23 protein-coding genes are annotated in these 23,300 nt (G+C 70.9%); 4 read left to right on the top strand and 19 right to left on the bottom strand.

The window, feature by feature from the left end:
• Positions 1–12 precede the first annotated feature (12 nt).
• The 12 genes from ABD329_RS01590 to ABD329_RS01535 form a co-directional block, all read right to left on the bottom strand.
• Positions 13–2,373 (bottom strand): heavy metal translocating P-type ATPase, encoded by a 2,361-nt coding sequence (locus ABD329_RS01590; protein WP_198280891.1) that lies wholly within the window; start codon positions 2,371–2,373, stop codon positions 13–15.
• The gene (locus tag ABD329_RS01585; RefSeq protein WP_198280892.1) at positions 2,373–2,633 is read right to left on the bottom strand and encodes a hypothetical protein; all 261 of its coding nucleotides are present in this window, start codon (positions 2,631–2,633) and stop codon (positions 2,373–2,375) included. Before ABD329_RS01585 ends, ABD329_RS01590 begins: the two co-directional genes overlap by 1 nt.
• Positions 2,634–2,758: 125 nt before the next feature.
• Complete coding sequence (locus ABD329_RS01580) at positions 2,759–3,694, bottom strand: L-tyrosine/L-tryptophan isonitrile synthase family protein (protein WP_344315792.1); 936 nt, start codon at positions 3,692–3,694, stop codon at positions 2,759–2,761.
• A gap of 141 nt (positions 3,695–3,835) precedes the next feature.
• A complete protein-coding gene (locus tag ABD329_RS01575) occupies positions 3,836–5,110 on the bottom strand; it encodes a cytochrome P450 family protein (protein WP_344315791.1) in 1,275 nt (424 codons plus the stop codon).
• A gap of 12 nt (positions 5,111–5,122) precedes the next feature.
• Positions 5,123–6,949, bottom strand: a complete 1,827-nt coding sequence (gene asnB, locus ABD329_RS01570) for an asparagine synthase (glutamine-hydrolyzing) (RefSeq protein WP_198274821.1) — start codon at positions 6,947–6,949, stop codon at positions 5,123–5,125.
• Positions 6,950–6,988: 39 nt separating this feature from the next.
• Positions 6,989–8,440: an MFS transporter gene (locus ABD329_RS01565; protein ID WP_198274822.1), complete on the bottom strand. Its 1,452-nt coding sequence runs from the start codon at positions 8,438–8,440 to the stop codon at positions 6,989–6,991.
• Positions 8,437–9,210, bottom strand: coding sequence for an ABC transporter ATP-binding protein (locus tag ABD329_RS01560; protein WP_198274823.1), 774 nt, complete (start codon positions 9,208–9,210; stop codon positions 8,437–8,439). The genes ABD329_RS01565 and ABD329_RS01560 overlap by 4 nt, the downstream gene beginning before the upstream one ends.
• A 74-nt stretch (positions 9,211–9,284) precedes the next feature.
• A complete protein-coding gene (locus ABD329_RS01555) occupies positions 9,285–10,334 on the bottom strand; it encodes a FecCD family ABC transporter permease (RefSeq protein WP_425574273.1) in 1,050 nt (349 codons plus the stop codon).
• Between the two features lie 47 nt (positions 10,335–10,381).
• Complete coding sequence (locus tag ABD329_RS01550; RefSeq protein WP_198274824.1) at positions 10,382–11,458, bottom strand: ABC transporter substrate-binding protein; 1,077 nt, start codon at positions 11,456–11,458, stop codon at positions 10,382–10,384.
• A gap of 240 nt (positions 11,459–11,698) precedes the next feature.
• Positions 11,699–12,265, bottom strand: coding sequence for a snapalysin family zinc-dependent metalloprotease (locus ABD329_RS01545; protein ID WP_246618089.1), 567 nt, complete (start codon positions 12,263–12,265; stop codon positions 11,699–11,701).
• A gap of 265 nt (positions 12,266–12,530) precedes the next feature.
• A complete protein-coding gene (locus ABD329_RS01540; RefSeq protein WP_246618084.1) occupies positions 12,531–13,367 on the bottom strand; it encodes a DUF8017 domain-containing protein in 837 nt (278 codons plus the stop codon).
• Between the two features lie 82 nt (positions 13,368–13,449).
• Positions 13,450–14,148, bottom strand: a complete 699-nt coding sequence (locus tag ABD329_RS01535) for a TetR/AcrR family transcriptional regulator C-terminal domain-containing protein (protein ID WP_198274825.1) — start codon at positions 14,146–14,148, stop codon at positions 13,450–13,452.
• Positions 14,149–14,277: 129 nt separating this feature from the next.
• Here ABD329_RS01535 and ABD329_RS01530 point away from each other — a divergent pair, with 129 nt between their 5' ends.
• The 4 genes from ABD329_RS01530 to ABD329_RS01515 all read left to right on the top strand — a co-directional run bounded on the left by ABD329_RS01530 (position 14,278) and on the right by ABD329_RS01515 (position 17,257).
• On the top strand, positions 14,278–15,381 hold the full coding sequence (locus ABD329_RS01530) for an MBL fold metallo-hydrolase (RefSeq protein WP_198274826.1): 1,104 nt from the start codon (positions 14,278–14,280) through the stop codon (positions 15,379–15,381).
• On the top strand, positions 15,378–15,941 hold the full coding sequence (locus ABD329_RS01525; RefSeq protein ID WP_198274827.1) for an ester cyclase: 564 nt from the start codon (positions 15,378–15,380) through the stop codon (positions 15,939–15,941). The genes ABD329_RS01530 and ABD329_RS01525 overlap by 4 nt, the downstream gene beginning before the upstream one ends.
• Positions 15,938–16,741, top strand: a complete 804-nt coding sequence (locus tag ABD329_RS01520; RefSeq protein WP_198274828.1) for an MBL fold metallo-hydrolase — start codon at positions 15,938–15,940, stop codon at positions 16,739–16,741. Before ABD329_RS01525 ends, ABD329_RS01520 begins: the two co-directional genes overlap by 4 nt.
• Before the next feature lie 84 nt (positions 16,742–16,825).
• Positions 16,826–17,257 (top strand): MFS transporter, encoded by a 432-nt coding sequence (locus ABD329_RS01515; protein ID WP_344315789.1) that lies wholly within the window; start codon positions 16,826–16,828, stop codon positions 17,255–17,257.
• Positions 17,258–17,321: 64 nt separating this feature from the next.
• Here ABD329_RS01515 and ABD329_RS01510 read toward each other — a convergent pair whose 3' ends face one another.
• From ABD329_RS01510 to ABD329_RS01480, 7 genes are all read right to left on the bottom strand, one after another.
• Entirely contained in the window at positions 17,322–18,182 is an 861-nt protein-coding gene (locus tag ABD329_RS01510) for a substrate-binding periplasmic protein (RefSeq protein ID WP_198274830.1), read from the bottom strand.
• A 36-nt stretch (positions 18,183–18,218) separates the two neighbouring features.
• Positions 18,219–18,914, bottom strand: a complete 696-nt coding sequence (locus ABD329_RS01505) for an amino acid ABC transporter permease (RefSeq protein WP_198274831.1) — start codon at positions 18,912–18,914, stop codon at positions 18,219–18,221.
• Positions 18,914–19,537 (bottom strand): amino acid ABC transporter permease, encoded by a 624-nt coding sequence (locus tag ABD329_RS01500; RefSeq protein ID WP_198274832.1) that lies wholly within the window; start codon positions 19,535–19,537, stop codon positions 18,914–18,916. Before ABD329_RS01500 ends, ABD329_RS01505 begins: the two co-directional genes overlap by 1 nt.
• A 2-nt stretch (positions 19,538–19,539) precedes the next feature.
• Complete coding sequence (locus ABD329_RS01495) at positions 19,540–20,394, bottom strand: ATP-binding cassette domain-containing protein (protein WP_198274881.1); 855 nt, start codon at positions 20,392–20,394, stop codon at positions 19,540–19,542.
• 161 nt (positions 20,395–20,555) lie between these two features.
• Positions 20,556–21,752, bottom strand: a complete 1,197-nt coding sequence (locus ABD329_RS01490; RefSeq protein WP_214664476.1) for an NAD(P)/FAD-dependent oxidoreductase — start codon at positions 21,750–21,752, stop codon at positions 20,556–20,558.
• On the bottom strand, positions 21,749–22,090 hold the full coding sequence (locus tag ABD329_RS01485) for a bifunctional 3-phenylpropionate/cinnamic acid dioxygenase ferredoxin subunit (protein ID WP_309142587.1): 342 nt from the start codon (positions 22,088–22,090) through the stop codon (positions 21,749–21,751). Before ABD329_RS01485 ends, ABD329_RS01490 begins: the two co-directional genes overlap by 4 nt.
• On the bottom strand, positions 22,087–23,220 hold the full coding sequence (locus tag ABD329_RS01480) for an aromatic ring-hydroxylating oxygenase subunit alpha (protein WP_198274833.1): 1,134 nt from the start codon (positions 23,218–23,220) through the stop codon (positions 22,087–22,089). Before ABD329_RS01480 ends, ABD329_RS01485 begins: the two co-directional genes overlap by 4 nt.
• Between the last annotated feature and the right edge of the window lie 80 nt (positions 23,221–23,300).

Genomic DNA, 23,300 nt, shown 5'->3' with positions numbered 1-23,300 from the left:
CGAACAGGGGCATCACAGTGGCGTCCGGGCGGCGGGCCGGGAAGGACGTCCGCCGCTCGATCCGCCGGACGGTCCGCCGCTCGATCCGCCGCTCGGTCTGCCGGACGGTCCACCGCTCGGTCTGCCGGTCGGTGACGGCTGCCAGACACGCAGTCGCAGGCTGTTGCCCACCACGAGCAGCGAGCTGACCGACATCGCGGCCGCGGCGAGCATGGGGTTGAGCAGCCCGACCATGGCCAGCGGCACGGTCACCACGTTGTAGCCGAACGCCCAGATCAGGTTGGCCCGGATCGTGCCCAGCGCACTGCGGGCGAGGCCGACCGCGTCCGCCAGGGTCTCGATGTCACCGCGTACCAGGGTCACGTCGGCCGCCCCGATCGCCACGTCCGTGCCCGTGCCCATGGCGATGCCGAGGTCGGCACCGGCCAGGGCCGCCGCGTCGTTGACACCGTCGCCGACGACGGCGACCCGGTAGCCCCGCTCCCGCAGCTCGCGGACGAGCGCGACCTTGTCCTCCGGGGTACAGCGGGCGTGCACCTCCTCGATGCGGAGGTCGGCCGCGACGGCGCGGGCGGGCGCCTCCCGGTCGCCGGTGGCGAGCACCGGTCGCACCCCCAGGCGGCGCAGCCGGTCCACGGCCCGGTAGCTTCCCGGTCGCAGGACGTCCCCGATCTCGATCAGTGCCTCGGTCTCGCCGTCGACGCGGACCACGACCGGTGTGCGGGCGGCGGTCTCACCGGCCGCCGGCGCCCGGGCCAGGGCGGGCGGCAGCACGTCGTCCGGGGCCAGCACCTCGATCAGCCGTCCCGTCACCCGCCCGCGGACGCCCCTCCCCGGCAGCGCGAGGAAGTCGGTCACGTCCGGAAGCGGCTTCCCGGGGAGGGTTCGCCGGGCATACGCGGTGATGGCACGCCCCAGCGGATGTTCCGATCCCCGTTCGACCGCGCCCGCCAGCCGGACCACTCGCTCCTCGCCGAGTCCGCCCGGCACGGCCGTGACCCGGGCGACGCTCATATGCCCGGAGGTGAGGGTGCCGGTCTTGTCGAGCACCACGGCATCGAGGTGCCGCAGTCCCTCCAGCGCCCGCGCCCCGCTGACCAGGACGCCGAGTTGGGCGCCCCGGCCGGTCGCCGCCATCAGCGCGGTGGGGGTCGCCAGGCCCAGCGCACAGGGGCACGCCACGACCAGGACGGCCACGGACGCGGTGATCGCCGCCTGCGGCTCGGCGCCGGCCCCGAGCCAGAATCCGAGCACCGTGACGGCCAGGGCGAGCACGACGGGGACGAAGACCCCGGCGACCTTGTCGGCGAGCCGCTGCGCCCGTGCCTTGCCCGCCTGGGCCTCGGTCACCAGCCGGGTGATACGGGACAGTTGGGTGTCGGCTCCCACCGCGGTGGCCCGTACGAGAATCAGCCCTCCGGCGTTGACGGCACCGCCGATCACCGGCGCGCCGGGGCCGACCTCCACCGGCTCGCTCTCCCCGGTCACCAGGGAGAGATCGACGGCCGAGCCGCCCTCCACGACCGTGCCGTCGGTGGCCAGGCGCTCCCCGGGCCGGACGACGAAGACCTGACCGACCCGCAGTTGTCCGATCGGGATCAGGCGCTCGCCGTCACCGTCGCGTACCGAGACCTCCTTGGCGGCCAGCCGGGCCAGTGAGCGCAGTGCCGCGCCGGTTCCGCGCCGGGCCCGTGCTTCCAGGCAGCGGCCCGCCAGGACGAACAGCGGTACGCCGACGGCGGCCTCCAGATAGATGTGGGCGACGCCGTCGGAGGCGGAGGGCACCAGGCTGAACGGCATCCGCATGCCGGGATCGCCGGCGCCGCCGAGGAACAGCGCGTAGGAGGACCAGGCGAAGGAAGCCGCGACTCCCAGCGACACCAGGGTGTCCATGGTCGCCGCCGAGTGTCGCAGTCCGCGCGCCGCCCGCAGGTGGAAGGGCCAGGCTCCCCAGACGACGACGGGCGCGGCGAGTACGAAACACAGCCACTGCCAGTTGCGGAACTGCGTACCGGGAACCATCGACAGGACCAGCACCGGCACCGCGAGCAGGGCCGTGACCACCAGCCGGGCGCGCTCCCGCCGGGCGTCCTCCGCTTCATCGCCTTCGTCCCCGTCCTCGCGCCGCTGCTTCCTGGGCGGCTCGGGGAGCGCGGCGGAATAGCCGGCCTGCTCGACGGCCGCGATCAGCTGGTCCGGGCCGACCCCGGGCGGGTGGTTCACCCGGGCCCGGCCGGTGGCGAGGTTCACCGTCGCCGTGACCCCGTCCAGCCTGGCCAGCTTCTTCTCGACGCGCCGCACACAGGCCGCACAGGTCATTCCGCCGACGGAGAGGTCGGTCATGACCGTCCGGGAAGTCGATTCGGCGGCCATCAGCGTCGCCCGCTTCCGTGGTCCGTGCCCATGCCGTCCATCTCCATGCCGCCACCGTCGTGGCCGTCGCCCGAGCCGTCCTGTGTCGTGCCGGTGCGGTGCATGCCGGGGGCGACGGGCCCGACGCCCGTGCCGGCGGCGTAGGAAGCGGCGAACACCACCACGAGCAGCAGGAGGAAGCCGCACAGCGCCGGCGGGGGCAGCGCTCCGGACAGCGACGCGGCCGCCCGGCGGCGGGCAGGTCGGTGGTTCTGCTCCATGTGACGAGACTCCGATCGCTTCGTACGGCCTCGGCCGGTCCGGCCGCACCGGTAGAGGAGTCGGAGCGGCCGGCGCCCGAGTTCCGGTGCATTGCGGTGACGCGTGCCACAGCAGGGGTCGGGGCTCAGCCCTGTTCGTAGTGGCTCGGTCTGCCGTGACGGTGGACGAGGCGGCCGAGCTGCCGCGCGCGGGTGCGGGGCATGAGGGTCCAGGTGCCGTCGGCGCGGCGCAGGGCGGCGGAGTGCCAGGGCGTGGTCCAGACGTCGGGAGCGTCGAGGAGGCGGATGCCGAACTTCGGGGCGCCGATGGGCTGGGGGTGAATGGACAGCCGGACGGCGCGGGGGTGGTGCTCGGCGATCAGCTCGCCCCAGGCGCGACTGCGCTGAATCACGCCGTACGCGCGTTGGCGGCATTCCCGCTGAAGGGCGGAGCGGGTGCCGGTGAAGTCGGCGGTGTCGTCGACGAGGAATCGGGTGATGCCCCGGTACAGGGCCAGGGTGTGGCCCTCGGAGCGGACCTCCGCCCGCAGCGCCTCGAGGGTGGGGGCGTAACCCTGGTGCACCCGGGCGCGCTTGGCGCCGTGCGGCAGATCGCCCAGCACGTCGCGCAGGTCGAAGACGGAGAGGCGGCGCAGGTCCGCGTCCCGGATGAGGTGTCCGAGTGCGTCCGCGTAGGCGTCTATGTGGTCGTCCGGAACGCGGATCAGGTCGCCGAAGACATGGCCGTCGGAGCAGATGATCACGCGGGCACCCGGTGGGTGGATCCGCTCGATCTCCTCGCACAGGGTGTTCAGGAAGCCGAGGGAGAGGCGTTCGCCCTGGTCGGGGAGGTGGCCGAGGACCTTGGCGGGGTTGGGGGACTTGCAGGGGAAGCCGGGCAGGGTGAAGACCACGGGCTCTCCGGCGCGTACGAAGTCGGCGATCCGGCGCAGTTGGTGCGGGAACGCCACCACTCCCCCGGGCGCGGCGGCGGTCGTGCGGTGGTGCGGCAGGAGCAGGTCGAGGACGGCGGCGCTGATGCCGCTCGTGGAGCGGGTGCGCGGTGTGGTCGTCAGCGGCATGGGGGCCTCCATGAAGGCGTGTGCGCTGCGGGCATGCGGGCATGGCCGGATGGCGCCTCGGCCAGGTGCGCCGGGCGCCTACGGATGGGAACGGGGGTCGGCCGGACCGGTCGGGGGAAGCCGGCGGTCACCGGCGCCGGGTCATACGCGCCGGTCGTAGCCGACGGGCAGGTGGTTGGTGCCCCGTCCGAGGACGGCCGGGATCCACTCGATGTCGGCGTCGTCGATGGCCGGACGCAGTCCGGGGAGGCGGGCCAGGAGGGTGTCCAGGGCGATCTGGAGCTCGGCGCGGGCGAGGGCGGCCCCGGGGCAGAAGTGGATGCCGTGACCGAAGGCCAGATGGGGGTTGGGCGAGCGGTCGAGGTCGAGTGTGTCCGGGTCGGGGAAGCGGCGCGGGTCGCGGTTGGCGGCACACAGCGAGATGATCACCGAGTCGCCGGCCGGGATCCTCGTACCGTGCAGGTCGCCGTCCTGGTCCAGGAAGCGCCATGTGGTCAGCTCGAAGGCGCTGTCGTGGCGGAGGAGTTCATCGACCGCGCGGGGCGTCAGATCCGGGTTGTCGCGCAGCCGGGCGAGCTCGGCGGGGTGGCGGAAGAGGGCGATCAGGGAGGTGGTGATCTGGTTGGTGACCGGCTCCTGGCCGGCCACCAGGAGCTGGAAGATCATCGAGTCCAGCTCCTCCCGCGACAGCTCTCGGCGGTCGCGGGCCACCACGAGGCGGCTGAGCAGGTCGTCCTCCGGGTGTTCGCGCTTGTGGGCGACGATGTCGGCGATATAGCCCTGGAGTCCGTGCAGGCGGGCCTCGTACAGCGGGCGTCCGGGGTCGGTGGGGCCCACCGGCTGGACGACCTTGCCCCAGTCGCGGTCGAAACGGGCGGCCAACTCGGGCGGCAGGCCGATGACCTCGGCGAGGACCCGGAAGGGAAAGTGGGCGGCGAAGCCGGGGACGAGGTCCGTGGGGCCGGTGTCCGGGAGGGCGTCGACGAGGGTGTCGGCCAGTTCCTGGAAACGGGGCCTCAGCCGCTCGATACGGCGCGGGGTGAAGGCGTCGGTGACGAAGCGCCGCATACGGGTGTGCCGGGGCGGGTCCTGGTGCAGGAGGTGGACCTGGAGCTGGGAGTGCTGGGGCTCGGGCATGATCGAGGCACGGGCGCGCCAGTGGTCGTTGCCGCGGTCGTGGTTCTTGCCCAGGCGGTCGTCGTTCAGCGCGGCGTGGGCGGCCTCGTAGCCGGTGACGAGCCAGGCGCGCACACCGCTGGGGAACAGGACGCGATGGACGGGACCGCTCTCGCGCATCCGCTCGTACAGCGGATAGGGGTTGGCCTTGTACGGGCAGCCCATGAGCGGGACCGGGTCGGGCAGGGGCTCGGGTGGGCGGTCCGCGTCCGTGGCGGGCAGGGGCTCCTGGAGGGTCATGCGGGGCGCTCCTCAGAGGGCGAGGTCGGGCTGGTGGTGGTCGAGCCAGAGGGCGAGGTCGACGACGCGTTCGAGGCGGAGCCGGTGGTCCCACCGGAGTTGCTCGGGCGGGGCGTCGAGGCAGGGCTTGACGCGGGTCTCGTCGGCGAGGGAGCGGACCCGGTCGTCGGCGAGCGCGTCGCGGGCCATGTCCTGGAGGCCGCGGTTGTAGTCGGGGTGGTGGGTGGCCGGGTAGTGGTTCTTGGGCCGGTGCAGCACCGACGCGGGGGCCAGGCCCGTGCCCGCCGCCCGCAGCAGGCTCTTCTCCCGGCCGTCGAAGCTCTTCAGCGCCCATGGGCAGGTGAAGGCGTACTCGACGAGCCGGTGGTCGCAGTAGGGGACGCGCACTTCCATGCCCTGTGCCATGCTCAGCCGGTCCTTGCGGTGCAGGAGCTGGCGCAGCCAGCGGGTGAGCGACAGGTGCTGCATCTCGCGTTGCCGGTGCTCGGTCTCCGACTCGCCTTCGACGTGCGGTACGGCGGCCAGGGCGTCGCGGTAGGTGTCGTCGCGGAACTCGCCGATGCGCAGGTCGAGTTCGGGATTGAGCGGCATGGCGGCCTCGTCGCCGGTCACCAGCAGCCAGGGGAAGGTGGGCGCGGCGAGCGCTTTGGGATCGTGGAACCAGGGGTAGCCGCCGAAGACCTCGTCGGCGGCCTCACCGGACACGGCGACGGTGGAGTGTTTCCGGATCTCCCCGAGGAGGAGGTAGAGGGAGGTGTCCATGTCGCCGACACCGATCGGCGAGTCGCGGGCCGCGACCACGGCCTTGCGGTGCTCGGGGTCGAGCAGGGCACGCGGGTCCAGTACGACCGTGCTGTGATCGGTGCCGATGAACGCGCCCGCTTCCGTGGCGTACGGGGTGTCGTGGCCGGTGCGCAGGATGTCGCCGGTGAAGCTCTCGGCCTGGTCGCTGTAGTCGACGGCGTAGGAGCGGATACGGGCGTCCGGGCCCTCGCGCAGGCGCAGTGCGTCGGCGAGCAGGGCGGTCAGGACGGTGGAGTCGAGGCCGCCGGACATCAGGGAGCACAGGGGGACGTCGGCCTCCAGCTGGCCGCGGGCGGCGGTGCTCACCAGGTCGTGCACGCGGGCGACGGTCGCGTCCCGGTCGTCCGGGTGGGCACGGGCCTCCAGCCGCCAGTAGCGGCGTTCGCGGATGCCGTGCCGGTCCAGGAGGAGCAGGCCGCCGGGCTCGACCTCGCGTACGCCCGACCACACCGTCGGACCGGTGTTGAACAGCAGGCTGTACGCCTCGCGCAGCCCGTCCGCGTCCACCCGCGGCCGTATCTCCGGGTGGGCGAAGAGCGCCTTGGGTTCGGAGGCGAAGGCCAGACCGCCGTCGACGGCGGCCCAGAACAGGGGTTTGACACCGAGCCGGTCGCGGGCCAGGAGCAGCCGCCGCTCCCGCTCGTCCCAGACGGCGAACGCGAACATGCCGTCCAGGTGGTCGGCCACCGCCTCGCCCCACTCGGCGTAGGCGCGCAATACCACCTCGGTGTCGCTGCGGGTGCGGAACTCGTGTCCCAGGTTTCTCAGTCGGGCGCGGAGCTCATGGTGGTTGTAGATCTCACCGCTGTAGGTGAGGACGCTCGACGGGGTATCCGGCCGGTCGGTCATCGGCTGTGCGCCGCCTTCGATGTCGATGACGGCCAGGCGGCGGTGGCCGATCGCGGCGTGCTCGCCGAGCCAGACTCCGCCCGCGTCGGGCCCGCGCGGGGTGAGAGTGGCGGTCATGGCCTCGATGACCGGGGCCTGGGTGCGGGCGTCCTGGTGGAAGGACACCCAGCCGGTGATTCCGCACATGGGTACGACTCCTCGGTGAGGGCTTAAAGGATCGATGGCTCAGCGGGGTGTGGCGGGTGCCGCGTCGGTGGCGCTCCCGGAGCGGTTCGCCGGGCCTCGGGCGGGCAGGGCGAGCAGTGGCACGGCGAGGCAGGCGGCGGTGGCGGCCAGCGCCAGGCCCGTCCGGGCGCCGCCGTCCGGGCCGGTCACCCTCCAGGCCGCGGTGGCGAGAGCCGGGCCGAGCGTGAAGCCGAGGCTGCGAGCGAGCTGAACCGTCGAGCCGACGGTGGCGGTGCGGCCCGGCGGAGCGGCGCCCATGACCAGGGCCTGGGTGGGTCCGCCGGTCAGCCCCATGCCGAGTCCGGCCAGGACCAGCCGCCAGGCCACGTCGGGCGGGGACCAGCCGTCGCCCGGCAGGACGAGCAGCAGCAGCCCGGTGGCGGTGAGGGCGGCACCGGTGACCGCGACGGGCCTGGCCCCGTAGCGGTCGGCGAGCCGTCCGCCGAGGGGGCCCGCCAGCCCCATGCCGAGGGGGAAGGCGAGCACGGTCAGGCCCGTGGTGGTCGCGCTGACGTCCTCGTCGCGCCGGAGGTGCAGGGCGACCACGTAGTGCATGGCGGCGAAGCCCACCGCCAGCGCCAGCACCGCGCCATGCGCCCGCAGCAGCCCCGCGGCCCGCAGCACATCGGTCACCGGACGGCCGCCCGGGCCCCGCAGCCACCACCACAGCGGCGGTACGGCGACGAGGGCGAGGGCGAGCCAGGCGGGCGCGTCGGAGACCAGGGTCAGGGACAGCAGCAGGATCGTTACTCCGGTAGCCACCAGGGCCGTATCGACAAGCGAGCGCCCCTCCGGGGCGCGCAGCCGCCCGGACCGGGGCATCGCCCGCCACACCACCGCCAGCGCCACCAGGCAGAGCGGGATCTTGACCAGGAAGATCCAGCGCCAGCCCAGATGGTCCAGGACCAGCCCTCCGACCGCCGGTCCGATGACGGCGCCCAGGGGACCGAGGGTCGCGGGCACGCTCATCGCGCGCCCGCGCAGCTCCGGCCGTACGGAGCGGATCGCCAGCACCGGCATCAGCACGAACAGCACGGCGCCGCACGCGCCCTGTCCGATCCGGGCGGCGATCAGCCAGAAGGCCCAGGGGGACGCGGCGGCGAGCGCGCTGCACAACCCGAAGCCGGCGGTCGCGGCCAGCAGCGCGGGGCGGACGCCCAGGTCGTCGAGCCAGTGACCGACGGGCAGCAGAAGGGCGACGACCGGGAGTTGGTAGCCAAGGACCACCCACTGCGCCGCCGCGGCCGACACCCCCAGGCCCTCGGAGATGTCCGCGAGCGCCACGTTCACGATGTTCATGTCGAGCATCGCCACGAACGACAGCACGCCCGCCACGGACACCAGGAGCCAGCGGTCGTGGACTTCGGGTACGTCCCCGGGCCGCTCCGGCACGTCCACGCGCGGCTCCGGCACGTCCCCGCGCCGCTCCGCACCGGAAGCATCGTCCGTCATGGGCCCTCCCGGTGGTCGAAGGCGATCAGCGGGTCCCCGGTCAGCGGGTGCTCGACCACGGCCGCGCGCACGCCGAACACCTCCGCCAGCAGGGCCGGTCGCAGCACATCACGGGGTGCGCCGGAGGCGACCACACGGCCCTCGTGCAGGACGTGGAGCCGGTCGCACACGGATGCGGCGGCATTGAGGTCATGCAGCGAGACCAGGGTCGTACGACGGCGACCGCGCAGCAGGGCGAGCAGTTCGACCTGGTGGCGGATGTCGAGGTGGTTCGTCGGCTCGTCCAGGACCAGGACGTCCGCCGCCTGGGCGAACGCGCGGGCCAGCAGCACGCGTTGGCGTTCGCCGCCGGACAACTCGGTGAAGCGGCAGGCGGAGTGGTTCGCCATGCCGACATCGGCGAGGGCACGGGCGACCATGTCCCGGTCGGCGGCGTCCTCCCCGGCGAACGCCCGCTTGTAGGGGGTGCGCCCCATGGCGACGACCTCACGCACGGTCAGCTCGAAGTCCTCGCCGCGCTCCTGCGGAAGGGCCGCGATGTGCCGGGCCGACCGGGCGGGGCTCAGCTCGCGGATGTCGGTGCCCTGGAGCAGAACACGCCCGGCGACGGGCCTCAGGTGCCGGTACACGGTCCGCAGAAGCGTGGACTTGCCGCTGCCGTTGGGCCCTACCAGGCCGGTGATCTCGCCGGCGGCCGCGATGAGGTGGGCACCGGCCACCACCATGCGTCCGGCGTACGCGACATTCAGGTCCTCGATGTCGATCCGCAACCGACGCTCCCCCGGTCCGTCCTCGGCTCCCGCTCCCTCGGGCAGGACCGCCGCTCCCGCCCTCCGTCCGGCCCTCAACTCCCGCTCCCCAACCGCCGGTCCAGCAGATACAGCAGCGCCGGAGCGCCGATCAGCGAGGTGACGACCCCGACCGGCAGTTCCTGCGTGTCCATGGCCGTGCGGCACACGAGGTCGACCACCACCAGCAGCAGCGCGCCGAAGAGCGCCGCCACGGGCAGCAGGCGACGGTGGTCACCGCCGACGACCAGGCGGCAGACGTGGGGCACCATGAGCGCGACGAAGGCGATGGCCCCGGAGACCGCGACGAGGACGCCGGTGAGCAGGCTGGTGACCGCGAACAGCTCACGGCGCAGCCGTACGACGTCGATGCCGAGCCCGGCAGCCGTCTCATCACCCATCAGCAGCGCGTTGAGCCCCCGGGCCCGGGCCTGGAGCAGCAGCAGGACCACCGGGACCGCCACCGCCGGGGCGGCCAGCAGGGGCCAGCTCGCGCCGCCCAGGCTGCCCATGAGCCAGAACAGCACACTGTGCGTCTGCTGCTCGTCCCCGGCCTGGAGGACGAGGTAGCTGGTGAAACCGGACAGGAACTGCCCGATGGCCACCCCGGCCAGCACCAGTCTGAGCGGCGCGAATCCCCCGCCGCGCCGGGCCACCGCCCAGACGAGGGCGAAGGTGGCCAGGGCTCCCGCGAACGCGGCGGCGGACAGGCCGAGACCCAGCGCGCCCCCGGTGCCGAGGCCGAGGACGATGGCGGCGACGGCGCCGAGGGAGGCGCCGTTGGAGACGCCCAGGAAGTACGGGTCGGCCAACGGGTTGCGGACGAGGGCCTGCATCGCCGTACCGACCAGTCCGAGCCCGGCACCCACCAGCGCGGCCAACAGCGCGCGAGGCAGGCGCAGTTGCCAGACGATCAGATCGTTCGTGCCGGGCCTGGGGGCATGGCCGGTCAGTCTGCGCCAGACCACGCTCCACACCTCACCCGGCGGGATCGACGTGGAGCCCCAGGCGACCGCCGCTGTGAGGGCCGCGAGCAGCGCGCCCCCGAGGAGCAGCGCCAGCGGCCCGGCGGGCACGGAACGCCGCGTGCGCGCGGGGGTGTCGATGGCGCCATCGCCGGTGCTCTTGCCGCTCACCGTGACATCGAGCACGGTCAGCCGACCTTGCCCGGGTAGAGGGTCTTCGCGATCTTCTGGACGGTGTCGGCGTTCTCGACACCGGCGATGGTGGTCTGCTCGGAGCCGATGCGCAGGAAGTGGCCTTCCTCGACGGCCTTCAGGCCCTTCGTGGCGGAGTTCGACTCGAGCCACTTCCGCGCCTCGTCGAACGCCTTCTCGTTCGCCGCCTCGCTGTCCCGGTCACGGACGCCCAGCTGGATCCAGTCCGGGTTCCTGGAAATGACATCCTCCCAGCCGACCTGCTTGTAGTCGCCGTCGCAGTCGGCGAAGACATTGCGGGCACCGGCCAGAGTGATCACCGCGTTGGCGACCTGCCTCCCGCATACGGCGGTGGGCTGCTTGGTACCGGCGTCGTAGTCGAAGAAGAAGTACGTCGGCCGCTCGTCCTCCGCCGTCCCGCCGACCGCCTTCTGGACGGCGCCCACCTTCTCCTTCATGCCGTCGACGAGTTCCTCCGCCCTGGCGCTCGTGCCGGTGACCGCGCCGAGGGAGGTGATGTCGGCCTCCACCGCGGACAGGTCGGTCAGCGCGCGCTTGTTCCGCGCCGCACAGGCGGTGGACTTGAGGTAGATGTGCTTGATCCCGGCCGCCTTGTACTCCTCCTCCGTCGGAGCATCGCCCATGCCGCCGCCCATGTTCATCGAGGCGAAGGTGTCGATGTACACATCCGCACCGGAGCCGAGGAGCTTCTCCTTCGGGATCACGGATCGGGCGAGCACCTTCACCTTCCGCGCCCGCGCGTCGAGTTCACCGGGCAGCGTCCCCTTACCGGGCGGGAAGCCGGTGCCGAGCACCTTGTCACCCGCGCCCAGGCGGAGCAGCAGCTCCAGACTGGAGGCATTACTGGTGACGATCTTCTCGGGGGCCTTCGAGAACGTGGTCCCGGCGCCCGTGCAGTCGGTGACGGTGACCGGGTAGTCACCGGTGGCGGGCTTCTCGGCGCCGGCGCTCGCCTTGTCGCCGTTCCCACTGCCGCCGCCGTCGCCGCAGCCCGCCACGAGGAGGCCGCCCAGCACGACAGCCGTCGTGCCCCACCACACACGAGAACGCATCGAAACTCTCCTGGATCCACTTGCCACACGGGGAGGGAACGTCACCCCGGTCCAGTAGTCGTGGCGGATATGGCCTCGGTTCCCGCCTGTTGGGAGGCGTGCGCATGCCGCCCCGAGGGAGAGCGGCCAAGCCAGTTGAGAGCTTCAGCAATGCGCCCCCGCTGCGAGAGCGGCGGCGGCGAGCGGCCAGTACGGCGAGTGGCCGACCGAATCGGGCGGTCGGCCACGCGGACGGCGTGTTCAGCCCTCCGAAGGAGTGCCCCAGCCCGGTACCGGGTCACCGACATCGTGCGCGGCGAAGAAATCCGCGACTTCGGCGGCTTCTTCCGCGTCCGGCTGATCATTGGTGCACTCGGGGCCGGCCCAGGCGCCGGACATCACCTTGGAGCAGACGCTGCCCGGTCCGAGGTCGCTGAGCGACAGAATGTGCCCCAGTTCATGCACGGCGATACGGGACGGCTTGTACTTCTGGGCATCCCCGGTTTCGAGGTAGACCCAGCCCCTGCCCAAGCCGTTGACAAAGGAGTGGGAACCGGTTCCGTTCGCGGTCGTGTATTCCTTGACCCGTAAAGCCGCCGGGGTGTCCTGCTCGACGAACTTGATTCCCGGAACGGCTTTGTTCCATATGCCCATCGCATCCCGGACCGAATCCGCATAGGATCCAGCCAGCAGGAGGTCGATCGGAATGACTTCCGGCTCGGACTCCACCGCATTCGCCGGAGCACCGGCACCCACCACGACGGCACCGGCACATACCACGGCCGCCATCAGATTCATCGCTCGTCTCTGCACTGCCACGATCTCCATCACGCCTATGGGCTTCCGTTGACGTCGCGCACGGAGAACAGAAAACAACCCGATGGTTTTTCACGGCCGTTCCCGTGGCGCGCACCAGCAGGAATCTACTGGAGAGGTTCCGTGGCAGCTACCACGAAAAAATATCCGCAATCCGAAAAATACTTATAAGAGATGGTGAGCCGGACCCGTTTCCGGGTCCGGCACCCGAACATCCGGCGACCCCCGTACGGCTGCGTGGCCCGACAACTCGTCCTGCCCGGCAGCCGGCCGGTTGTCAGCTGCCGGTGGACCGGACGGTGCTCATGATCTTCTTGATCTGTGCGTCCGTCAGTGCCTTCGGAACACCCTGGTCCGCGTAGATCACCCAGCCGTGCATCGTCCCGTCGGGGAGCTTCTGCGCGATGCTGTGCACGACGGCCTTCGGCGGAACGCACGAGCTCGGGCGGTTGGTGACGGTGACCTGGGCGGTCGCGGTGTAGCCGTCAATACCCCCCTGCTTCCACGGCTTGGCCTCGCTGACCTTGATCTTGGGCTTGTGGTCCGCGCCGCCGTACGCGGCGAAGCCCCAGTTGCCCGCCCAGTTGCGGGCGTTCTCCTGAAGCGTGCCGTCCTTGCCGCCGCCCGTGGTGCCGACCGTGGCGAGCTGCCCCTTGCCCGCCTCACCAATGGCCTTGGGATTGGGGCTCGACGCGCAGCCGCCCTCACGGTAGTTGCCGGCCGCGGTCATGACGACGATCGGCCGGCCGTTCTCGTCCGTGTAGGAGAGGGCCGTCTCCTCGTCGAGGATCTTCCACTTCTCGGCCTTGGTGGGCACGTCGTACTGGAAGTGGTGCTTCTGCGAGGTCTGCGTCTGCCACTCCTTGAACAACGGCTGATCGCCCGAGGGGCTCGCCGGGGCGGAGGACTGGGACGACCCCGCGGAAGGCGCCTTCGACTCCGCGGCACCGGTGTCCTTGTCCGTGCCGCTGCCGGTGTCCTCGTTGCATCCGCTCAACGCGAGGGCCATGCCGATGCCGACGGCCGCGATCAGGGTCTTCTTCATTCGCCGGGTGGGTATCGAGGTGGACTGTGGGTGCTGAGCAAGGTTCTTGAAGATCTTTGGCTGAGACATGACGGGCACTCTAGGCGAGCCGCATCACCACACATCCCCAGGTGGGCGCCCCACCGCAAGACGGATACCCACTCGTGACACATCACATCGAGCTGATACGCGCGGGTGGGGCCTCGTAGGGTACGCCGACCTTGGCGGCCAGGCCGGAGATCATCAGCTCCAGGCCGTACTGGAACTCCGCGTCGTGATCGCTGTCGGCCAGATAGGGCGCGGTCGCGGTCAGGATCGGATCGCCGGAGGCCGCGATGGCTTCGGTGCGCTGCTGGACCTGGTCGCTGTCCATGGCGCCCAGATAGATGGCGTAACCCAGTTCGCGCATGATCGAGCCGACCATGAAGGCGGTGTAGCCGCGCAGGACGTGGACCATCTCCTCGGGGGCGAGGCGGAGTTCCTCGAGGCAGGCCAGCGTGGAGCGCATGGCCTCCAGGGCGGCGGGCGACTGTGTGGGCCGGGTCAGCACCAGGGGGAACGCCTTCGGGTGCCGCTTGGCGGCGGCGCGGAAGGCGGCGGCGTGCGCCCGGATCCGCTTCTGCCATGATCCGCCCTCCTCTTCGGGAAAGGCGATACCGGCCAGCAGCGCTTCGGCGACGCCGTCGAGAAGGGCCTCCTTGTTCGGTACGTGGTTGTAGAGCGACATGTTCTCGATGTCGAGCTCCGTGGCCAGCTTGCGCAGGGAGAAGGCGTCGGGGCCAGCGCGGTCGATCATCGTCACCGCTGCCGCGATCACCTTTTCGCGGGTCAGACCGACCCGCCTGCCACGACCGGTTCCTCGCGCCGTCATGCGTCACCTTCCCTTGACATCACTTACGCCGCAAGTCTAGCGTTCCGGCCCACAAGACTTGCAGTGCAAGTGTCGCTGTGGGCGATCGCACTGGGTTCACGAGCTGACCAGGGAAGAAGGACTCGACCGATGAAACTCGCCTGGCAGGACACCGATGTCCTCGACATGCCCACGCCCGGCACCCCGATCACCACCCTCGACGGCCTCGCGGACATACCCGGCGGCTACGGCGCACAGCTCGGGTGGGCCCGCGCCCGGGCGGAGGCGCTGCGCACCGAGTTCGCGGCGACCGGTACCCCGGACACCGTCACCACCTGCGACCTGGTGACCCTGCCGTATCCGACGAGATTCGGCCTCTTCCGCGCCTCCCGGGCCATCGCCCCGTTCCTCGCCATCACCAACCGCATGCTCGTCATCCGCTGGACCGAGAGCGACGGGCGGCGGCGGGTGCTCCTGTTCGAGCCGAGCGATGTCCAACTCGGCCGCAGCACCCCGTATTTCGCCGCACTGGCCCGTCGCACACCCGGCCCGGTGCGCTCCCTGATGGTCACCGAACACGGCACCGTCCTCGGGCATCTGGCCCGGCTCGGCATCGCGCCAGAGGATGTCGACTATCTCCTCTTCGACCATCTGCACACCCAGGACCTGCGCCGGTGGATCGGCACCAGCACACCTCAGCCCGGCCTCGGCGACGCTCCGGTCGAGCCGGTGTTCCCCCGCGCCAAGGTGCTCGTGCAGCGGCATGAGCTGCTGGCCATGTCCGAGCTCCACCCGCTTCAGCAGCCCTGGTACCAGCCCGAGACCTATCGGGATGTGCGGCCCGAGGCCTTATCCGCCGTCGACGGCTCGCTGCTCCTCGGCCCCGGTGTCGCGGTCATCGCCACCCCCGGCCATGTGCTGGGCAACCAGACCCTCCTGCTGAACACCTCCAGCGGCATCTGGGCGTCCAGTGAGAACGCCATCGCCGCCGAGTGTCTGACCCCCGAACACTCCCGCATGCCCGGCATCGCCCGCTGGGCCCGCGCCTGGCAGCAGGAGGTCGTCCTCAACGCCAACACCATCGAGACGACGGCCGAGCAGTACAACTCGCTCATCATCGAGAAGACGCTCGTCGACCGCGCCCAGGCCGACCCCCGCTTCCTTCAGTTCTTCCCCTCCAGCGAGCTGACCGCCGCCTGGACCAACCCCGGCACCGGCCCCACCTTCACCCACAAGGCAGTGACCCACCCATGACCACCGTGATCAGCGACGAAATCCTCGCGTCCCGCCAGAAGCTGGTCCTGGACCACTTCCATGACGAGGTCCGCCAGGAGTGGGACGACGTCCTGGCCACCTTCCCGCATCCGCGCTACGAACTGATCCCCACGATGACGGTCCACGACGGGGACACGGCCGTACGCGGCTACTACCGCGACAGCCGCCGCGCCTTCCCCGACCAGGACCACGAGATCATCGCGCTGCGCCACAGCCGCGACGCCGTGATCGTCGAATTCTGGCTGCTGGGCACCCACCTCGGCCCGCTGGGCGCGATCCCGCCCACCGGAAACCGCTTCCGAGTGCGCATGACCGCCTACTTCATCTTCGAGGACGACGGAGACGGGGCTGAGAACCTCGTCTGCGAGCGGATCTACTTCGACAGCCTCACGCTGCTGAAACAGCTGATCGGCGGCCTGAATCTGCGCAAACCGCGCAACTGGCCCCTGGCCGTCCGCTGTCTGCGCGGACTCCTCAGGGAAGCGGGCGGCACCCCGCACCCCGCCCTCGTCAACACACCGGAGGCGGACCTGTCGTGAAGGTCCACCACCTCAACTGCGGCACCATGCACCTGCGCGGCGGACCGAGGCTGGTCTGCCACGTCCTCCTCCTCGAGACGGACGCACAGGGGCTCGTACTCGTCGACTCCGGCTTCGGCCTCATGGACATCGCCACCCGAGGCCGCCGCGTGGGCCCGGCCCGCCACTACATCAAACCGGCCCTGGACCCCGAAGAAACCGCCGCCCGCCAGGTCGAACGGCTCGGCTTCCAGCGCGCCGACGTCCGCCACGTCGTCCTCACCCACTTCGACGCCGACCACATCGGCGGCCTCGCCGACTTTCCGCACGCCACCGTCCACGTCACCGCGGCCGAGGCACACGGCGCGATCCACGCCCCCTCCTGGCGCGAACGCCTCCGCTTCCGCCCGGCCCAGTGGGCGCACGGCCCGAGCGTCGTCGAGCACAGCCCGGACGGCGAGGCATGGCGCGGGTTCGCCGCCGCCAAGGAGCTCGACTCCATCGCGCCCGGCATCGTCCTGGTCGCCCTTCCCGGCCACACCCGCGGCCACGCCTGCGTCGCGGTCGACACCGGCACCCGCTGGATCCTGCACGCGGGCGACGCCTTCTACCACCCCGGCACCCTGGACGGCCGCACCCCCGTCCCCGTGGCCCTCCGCGCCATGGAAGCGGCCGTCGCGTACGACCTGAAACAGGTCCGCGCCAACCACGCCCGCCTCGGCGAGCTGCACCGGCGCGCGGAGCCCGACCTGGCGATCATCTGCGCCCATGACCCGGCCCTGTACGAAAGGATGCGCGAGGGAAGCCACCGGTGTCGGTGACTTGATCACCCTGATCCGGGAGTACTGCGACACTATTCCCTGAACGCCCGAAAGGGCGGATAAACTCCCTTATAAGATCACATGGTGGGTAACCGGGTACGGCGGCGCGCCTTCGCGATCGTGTCCTTCCTCGTACTGGCGGTCACGACCGCGCTGCTCGGCCTCTGGGTCAACGCACCGGCAGCAGGGGTCATCGCCTTGTTCGCGGCCTTCTCCTTCACCATCTCCGCCGCGGCGGGACTCTGCGCGGTGTATCCGAGCGAAATGTTCCCCACGGCCGTGCGAGCGTCGGGCGTAGGGCTTGTCACCGCTCTGAGCCGCATCGGGGCGGCGGCCGGGACGTTCCTGCTGCCCATGGCCATCGACACCGTCGGGGTCCACGGCACCACCTTGATGGTCGCCGGACTCCTGACCGCCGGGCTGCTCGCCTCGATCGTCTGGGCGCCTGAGACGAAGACCATCGCGCTCGGGGAGGCACGGGAGCACGTTCCGGGCCAGGCGAGCCCCAGCCCATAGGACGACACGGGCGTTATCTCCCCGGCCGTCCGGGGGCTGAGGCTCGCCACCTGTCGCCGCCGGGCTACTTCCCGTTCAGCGTCAGGTGATCGTTCAGCTTCCACTTGGTGAGGATCTTCTTCGTGGTGCCGCTTGCCCGGATCGCCGCGATGTCGGCGTTCAGGGCCTCCCCCAGGGCGGTGTTCGACTTGCGGTAGGGCATGTTGACGCCGTAAATGGGCTCCAGGTTCGTCGTGGCGGAGTTGGGCTTCAATCGGGTCGCGTTGAGCCCGGTGTACTCGGCCTTGGCGAGTTGGTAGTTCGCCTCGCCAGACGCCGCCACCGCGACGTCGAGCCGCCTGTTCTGTACATCGGCGAGCAGGTCCGCGGTCGACGGGTACTCACGGACATTGCTCGTCCCGAGCCAGGTACGCAACGGCTGGACATACGCCGATCCCGATAGCGCGCCGATCTGGTAGCCGCGCAGCTGGTGTACGGTGCCGATGGACGTACGGGATACGACCACGGTGTACTGGTAGTAGAGGGGATCGGTCTGGCCGACGACCTTCCCTCGCGCGGGTGTGATGTAGGCCCCCGCCGACAGCAGGTCGATCTTGCCCGAGTCCAGGCTCTGGATCGCGTCGGCGCCGCTGACGGCGACCGTGGACACGGTCAGGCATTCCTTCGCCGCGATAGCGGTGCCGAATTCGGCGTCGATTCCCTCCCACTTCCCGGAGACCGGGTCGATCGAGGAGTACGGCAGCGAGGCGATCACCCCGACCGTCAGGGTCTTCGGCTTGACGGTGCGGAACTCGTGGGCCGGCTTGCAATTGGCAGCCACCTTGCCGGAGGGCCCCGCGGTCGAGCCGCCGCACCCGGTCAGGAAGAGGGCGATCGACACGGTGGCGGCGACACCGGCCGCCGTGGCAGTGATACGTGGGTGCATGCTGAATCCGCCTTGGGAATGAGGTGGAGAGAGCCGTCAGGCCGGTGCGGCCTTCGACGGCCGGACTCGCGATCGCATCGCGTCACGCAGGCCCCGACCACCGCGGCGCCGCTGCACACGCGCGGCGAGTGCGAGGAAGGGAATGCTGAGCCCGGCGTAGAGCACGGCTGCGAGGACGATGTAGTAGGTGTAGGCGAACTGCTGGGCGCCGAGACTCGTGGCCCGGGCGAACAGGTCGGAGGCGCCGACCACACTGGCCAGTGCGGTTCCCTGGAACAGGATCACCGTCCAGGAGATCAGCGGCGGGAGCGATGCGCGGATGGCCTGGGGCAGGACGATCCTGGTGGTCACGGTCCAGCGCGAGAGCCCCAGCGCGTCGCCCGCCTCGATGTGCTGGCGAGGCACGCTCGCGATCGCCGCGGACAGGAAGGGGGCGGTGTAGGCGACGAAGGTCAGCCCGAAGGCGGCGCAGATGCTCAGGGTGTCGTTGAGTACGACATCGGCCGCGGGAAGGCCGTAGTACACGAAGTACAGGGTCACCAGGGCCGGCATGCCCCTGATCACCTCGATCACGACGATCAGCGGGATGGTCAGCCACCGGCTGCGGCTGCGCAGACCGACCGCGATCACCACGGCGAGCGGCAGCCCCATCACGAGGGTCAGGACGGTGAGCCAGACGGTCGTCATGAAGCCCGGGAGCAGCAGGGCGAAGTCGTGGAGCAGCTTGTCCATCAGCGCCCCTCCAGGATCCGCTGCTCGATGTGGCGCGCGGGCACGGCCACGAGCACGCTGAGGATGATGTAGAAGGCCGCCGCGACGGCGAAGACCTGGATCGGCTGGCCGAGCGCCTGGCGGTACTGGTTGGCCCGGAAGGTCAGCTCGGCGACGGAGAGCAGCGAGGCCAGCGCGCTGTCCTTGAGCAGGGAGATGGCATACGAGGCGGTGGACGCCGCCAGCAGCGCCGCCGTGTTCGGCAGCATCACCAGCCGGTACTTGTCCCAGCGGCTGAGGGCCAGCGCGTCGGCCGCGTCGACCTGTCCCTGGGGCACGGCCTCCAGCGCCGCCCGGTAGATCTCCGACATGTAGGCGGCCCCGATCAGCCCCAGCGCGACTACCGCGGCCCCGAGCGGGGGCAGGGAGACCACTCCGCCGAATCCGTAGTACGCCATCAGCAGCCAGGCCACCGGCGGTACGCCGCGGAATACGGCCACGTAGACCCCGCCGACCATCCGCACCGCCTTCGCGCCACTGCGCCGGGCGGTCGTGATCAGGGCGCCGAGCACCACCGCGACGGCGAAGGCGCCCAGCGTGACCTGCACCGTCGTGACGATGCCTCGGGCCAGGAACTCGATCATCGTCAGTCACCGTTCCCCAGCGCGCCACTGACCGCGGTCAGGAAGTGGCGTACGCGCTCATGCCGTGGCCGGTCCAGGACCTGCTCGGGAGGGCCGCATTCGAGGACCGTGCCGGCGTCGAAGAAGACGATCCGGTCGGCGACTTGCCGGGCGAACTGGAGTTCGTGCGTGACGACGATCATCGTCATGCCCGCCTCGGCGAGTCCGCGCATCACCCGGAGGACCTCGATGCGCAGCTCGGGATCGATGGCCGAGGTCGGCTCGTCGAAGAGCATGACCTCCGGATCCAGCGCCAGTGCCCTGGCTATGGCGACCCGCTGCTGCTGTCCGCCGGACAACGTCTGCGGCCGGGCGTTCGCCTTGTCGGCGAGCCCCACCTTCTCGAGCAGTTCCAGGGACCGGCGCTCGGCGTCGGCGCGGCCGCGGCCGAGGCTGCGGACCTGGGGCATGGTGACGTTGGCGAGCACCGACATGGTGGGGAACAGATGGAAGCCCTGGAACACCATCCCCACCCGGCGCCTCAGATCGCGCAGTGCGCGTACGGACGGGCCGACGGCGGGGCCGGTGTCGGAGGCCTCGAAGACGGGCTTCCCGTCGAGTCTGATCGAACCGCTGTCCGGCCGTTCGAGCAGGTTGATACATCGCAGGGCGGTGGACTTGCCCGACCCGCTGGGGCCGATCACGGCGATCGCCTCGCCGCGGCGCACCTCGAGGTCCACCCCCCGCAGTACCGGAAGCGCGGCGTGTCGGCGTGGGTGGAACGTCTTGGACAGCCGCGACAGACTGAGCAGCACATCGGGCGCTCTCGTGGGCGCGACGGCTTCCAGAGTTGTCGGGGCTTCCGTGCTGTCGTGCATCATGCCTCCGCTCGCCCGCGTCTGCCGGGCTCTGTGGCGCGCTGCCGCTGTGATGTCGGGGAATCCTCGCAGTCGGGCACCCCGAGGACGTCGTGTCTGTGTCGGAAGATGACACCCCCGCCTTCGACAGTTGTCGGAGTCCGGCGGTGTCGTGGGCCCTCTCACCCGGCCCGGCGCCCGGCGGGTGGCACGCCCACTCCGCGGCGCAGCCGGCCGAACACCCTGGGGCGGTCGAGTGCCACCACGGCGGTCGTGACGGCTCCCGCCGGTGTCGTCCTGGAGTAGGTGCCGGCGAACCACTCACCAGCCAGCTCACCGTCGACAATGCTCAGTGTGTCGCCGGGGCGCGGGCGGCCGGCCAGTTGCAACCGGTGCTGGTACTGATCGGACCAGAAGTACGGGGGATCATCTCCCACCGCGCCGCCCGGTACCCCGAGCAGGGCCGCCGCCGCCACATACGCCTGCTCCATGGCGTTGGACCAGTGCTCGACCCGGGCGGGGCCGCCCAGGAAACGGTGCTCGGCCGACGCGACATCGCCCACCGCGGACACCGACGGCACCGTGGTCCGGCAGTATGCGTCGCAGACCACCCCGCCGTCCCGCGCGAGCGCCACACCCGACCTCCGCAGCCAGCCGGTTTCCGGAACCGCGCCGACGGCCAGGAGCACGACGTCGGCCGGCAGCTCGCGCCCGTCCTCGAGTACCACGCCGGTCGGCCTGTCCGACCCCCGGATCGCCGCGACTTCGACGCCGCACTCCACCCGGACCCCCCGGTCGCGGTGCAACCGCAGCAGGCGGCCAGCCACCTCGGGTCCAAGCGCACCGGCCAGTGGCAGGGGCGCCGCCTCCACGATGGTCACCGCCAGCCCTAGCCCGCGGCTGGTCGCGGCGACCTCGCAGCCGATGAACCCGCCGCCGATCACGACCAGCCGGGCACCGGGCCGGAGGTCCGCCGCGAGCCGGCGTGCGTCGTCCAGGGAGCGCAGAACGTGAACACCCTGGTCCGGCGACGGCAGCGGAATCCTCCGGGCTCGGGCACCGGTCGCCACGACCACCGCCTCACCGCTGACGACCGACCCGTCGTCCAGCCGCACGGCCTTGTCACTCGGTCGCAGCTCGACCGCGCGCCGACCGAGGATCCACCGTACGCCGAGGTCCTCTTTCGCACCGACAAGGCGGAGGTCCGCGGCGTTGGCCTGCCCCGCGAGCAGTGCCTTGGACAACGGAGGCCGGTCGTAGGGTTCATGCCGCTCCGCGCCGATCACGGTGATGGCTCCGTCAAACCCGTGTCCGCGCAGGGCTCGGACAGTGTTGACGCCGGCCAGGGAGGCGCCGACGACGACCACCGAGCCGATCACGGCGCCCCACCCGCCGCGGAGACGAACACGGATCCGTCCCGCACGATCACCGGGTGTGTCCGGACGGAACGCACCGCGGGAGGGCCCGACGGATCGCCCGTACGCAGGTCGAAGTACGAGGCGTGGAGCGGGCATTCGACCGTGCAGTCCTCGACGAAGCCATCGGAGAGACGGGCCTCCTGGTGGGTGCAGCGGTCGTCGATGGCGAAGAACTCGCCGTTCACCCTGAACACCGCGACGCGGACGTCCAGTTCGACGACCGTCACGTCCCCGTCGGCCATGTCGTCGACGCGCGCGACGTACACCTCGGTGTGCCGCGTATCCATCGTCCCGCTCACGTCTCGTCTCCCAGCGCGGACAGGTACCACTGATAGAAGACGCCGATCTGGGTCTGCTCGCTCGGCACGAGCACCCCGCCGTGCCGGTAGGCACGGGATGCCATGTTCGGCTGGCACCACTCGGCCGCGTCAAAGTCCTGCTCGTTGACCTTGCTGAACAGCTCCACCGCGTCATCCAGCTCGTAGTCGCCCGATTCGACGACATCCGCCGGGAAGAGCCACTCGCAGACCGCCGTGGTCCGGTCGTGCGCGACCGGCTCGAAACGGTGGACGACGACGTGGTCCGACACCAGCGAGATGAAGCAGTTGGGCCGGACGACCATGCCGTAGAAGAGCCGGTCGTCCTCGGGCAGCAGGTGGGGCAGCCTGGGCAGCACCGTGTCGCCGCTCAGCGAGAATGATGCGAGGTCATCGGCGATGGCGTAGCCGGTGGGATCGTAGCCTCCCGTGCCCATCGCCGGGGACTGGAACTCGGGGATGGTCCGTACCAGCTCCGGGTGGATCGTGCCGCAGTGGTAGCACTCCTGGAAGTTCTCGTAGATCAGCTTCCAGTTCGCCGCGACGTCGTACTCCACGCGCCCGCCGACCTTCAGGCCGCCGAGGCCGTACCGCTCGAACTTGGCGTAGTCGGCGAGCCGGGCCTCGATCTGGGGGCGCAGCTGGTCGATCAGCGGGGCGGGGTCCGGGGCGAGGTTCACCCACAGCAGCCCCTCCCACTGCTCCACGTGCACGGTGTGCAGCCCGTACTGCCCGCGATCCAGGCTGTCCATCGCCTGCCAGTTCGGCGCGGTGATCAGCTTGCCGTCCAGGCCGTAGGTCCAGGCGTGGTACGGGCACCGGATCGCCTTGCCCATGTCACCGCTGTCGGCGAGGCAGAGCTGGGCGCCGCGGTGCCGGCAGACGTTGAGGAAGCCGCGGACGGTCTGGTCGCTCCCGCGCACCAGGATCACGGTCTCGCGGCCGACCTGTCGGCGCAGGAAGTGGCCGGGAGCCGGGAGGTCATCGGCGCGGCCGACGTAGTACCACTGGCGCTCGAAGATGCGTTCGTTCTCTGCCTCGAACACGGCGCTGTCGGTGTAATAGCGGCTGCTCAGCGTAGGGGTGAGGACGGAATCCTGGATGGCGGTCACTGCGTCTCCCGCGTCGTTCGAGTGGGCTGGTGACAACCCGAGACGCTAGTGAGACGGGTACCTCACCGGCGTCCGGCAGA

The sequence above is a fragment of the Streptomyces javensis genome, from assembly GCF_039525925.1.
Taxonomy (GTDB): domain Bacteria; phylum Actinomycetota; class Actinomycetes; order Streptomycetales; family Streptomycetaceae; genus Streptomyces; species Streptomyces asiaticus.
Note: the sequence above shows the minus strand (reverse complement) of the source record. Positions and strands in the feature narration are given on the sequence as shown.

Coding starts and splice junctions, on each gene's coding strand:
- ABD329_RS01575 (WP_344315791.1), bottom strand. CDS start 5,110: ATGACCCTCCAGGAGCCCCTGCCCGCCACGGACGCGGACCGCCCACCC.
- ABD329_RS01540 (WP_246618084.1), bottom strand. CDS start 13,367: ATGTCTCAGCCAAAGATCTTCAAGAACCTTGCTCAGCACCCACAGTCC.
- ABD329_RS01550 (WP_198274824.1), bottom strand. CDS start 11,458: ATGCGTTCTCGTGTGTGGTGGGGCACGACGGCTGTCGTGCTGGGCGGC.
- ABD329_RS01500 (WP_198274832.1), bottom strand. CDS start 19,537: ATGATCGAGTTCCTGGCCCGAGGCATCGTCACGACGGTGCAGGTCACG.
- ABD329_RS01530 (WP_198274826.1), top strand. CDS start 14,278: ATGAAACTCGCCTGGCAGGACACCGATGTCCTCGACATGCCCACGCCC.
- ABD329_RS01525 (WP_198274827.1), top strand. CDS start 15,378: ATGACCACCGTGATCAGCGACGAAATCCTCGCGTCCCGCCAGAAGCTG.
- ABD329_RS01510 (WP_198274830.1), bottom strand. CDS start 18,182: ATGCACCCACGTATCACTGCCACGGCGGCCGGTGTCGCCGCCACCGTG.
- asnB (WP_198274821.1), bottom strand. CDS start 6,949: ATGTGCGGAATCACCGGCTGGGTGTCCTTCCACCAGGACGCCCGCACC.
- ABD329_RS01590 (WP_198280891.1), bottom strand. CDS start 2,373: ATGGCCGCCGAATCGACTTCCCGGACGGTCATGACCGACCTCTCCGTC.
- ABD329_RS01505 (WP_198274831.1), bottom strand. CDS start 18,914: ATGGACAAGCTGCTCCACGACTTCGCCCTGCTGCTCCCGGGCTTCATG.
- ABD329_RS01580 (WP_344315792.1), bottom strand. CDS start 3,694: ATGCCGCTGACGACCACACCGCGCACCCGCTCCACGAGCGGCATCAGC.
- ABD329_RS01565 (WP_198274822.1), bottom strand. CDS start 8,440: ATGACGGACGATGCTTCCGGTGCGGAGCGGCGCGGGGACGTGCCGGAG.
- ABD329_RS01535 (WP_198274825.1), bottom strand. CDS start 14,148: ATGACGGCGCGAGGAACCGGTCGTGGCAGGCGGGTCGGTCTGACCCGC.
- ABD329_RS01545 (WP_246618089.1), bottom strand. CDS start 12,265: ATGGAGATCGTGGCAGTGCAGAGACGAGCGATGAATCTGATGGCGGCC.
- ABD329_RS01495 (WP_198274881.1), bottom strand. CDS start 20,394: ATGCACGACAGCACGGAAGCCCCGACAACTCTGGAAGCCGTCGCGCCC.
- ABD329_RS01585 (WP_198280892.1), bottom strand. CDS start 2,633: ATGGAGCAGAACCACCGACCTGCCCGCCGCCGGGCGGCCGCGTCGCTG.